The sequence below is a fragment of the Prevotella sp. MGM2 genome, from assembly GCF_002933955.1.
Lineage (GTDB): Bacteria > Bacteroidota > Bacteroidia > Bacteroidales > Bacteroidaceae > Alloprevotella.
Window position 1 is genome coordinate 1 of record NZ_BEWW01000064.1, and the last position, 639, is coordinate 639.

The 639-nt window shown below is 46.3% G+C and carries 1 protein-coding gene; it reads right to left on the reverse strand.

Features of this window, described 5'->3' with window-relative positions:
* Window positions 1-330 precede the first annotated feature (330 nt).
* On the reverse strand, window positions 331-639 hold a 309-nt coding region (locus tag C5S62_RS01505; protein ID WP_133159449.1), incomplete at its 5' end, for a DUF3408 domain-containing protein.

Sequence of the window (639 nt, forward strand, 5' to 3'; positions counted from 1 at the left end):
TATGTGCAACTTTTTACTCATATTTATCAACTTAAATTAATTCCGCCAACGGGTTGGATAAAGAATAATTCAGACCATTCAAAAAAGTAAAAATGGCATCGCTGATTTGAAAGGATTTCCGACTTCGGAGGAAATCCAGTTTCCTGTAAGGACAAGGCGTTTTGAGCTGCTCGAAGTATTTTGAGCAGCCCAAAACATACCTTGCTGTGTCTTTGAAGACACAAAAATCCTCCGCCTGTCGGATTTGTTTCCGAGTGTAATAACTCATCTAGGGTATCGGTTAAGCCGGTGAAGTATATCCACCGACCTAACTGACTTTCCGTAATCCCATTAGAGTTTGCGCCACTGCTCAATGTCATCCCGATAGGCATCGAGATGCAAGCGGACAAGGTTCTCTATCAATCCCGATGCACTCATGCCCCTTCCTCCTAGGTAGCGGACAACCCTGTCAAGTTCGTCACGCACCGTCTCACTGACGAACACGGGCTTGCGGTTGATAATCTTTGGGACTTGGAGATAGGTGGCGCGGTAGTCCTCCAACGACAATCTGCGCTGCTTGCTGCTGACGCGCTTCTGCGGTATTGCCGGGTCAAGCCGAAAACACGGTGCATGAATTTTGAGAAAAGTGTTAAATTTGTG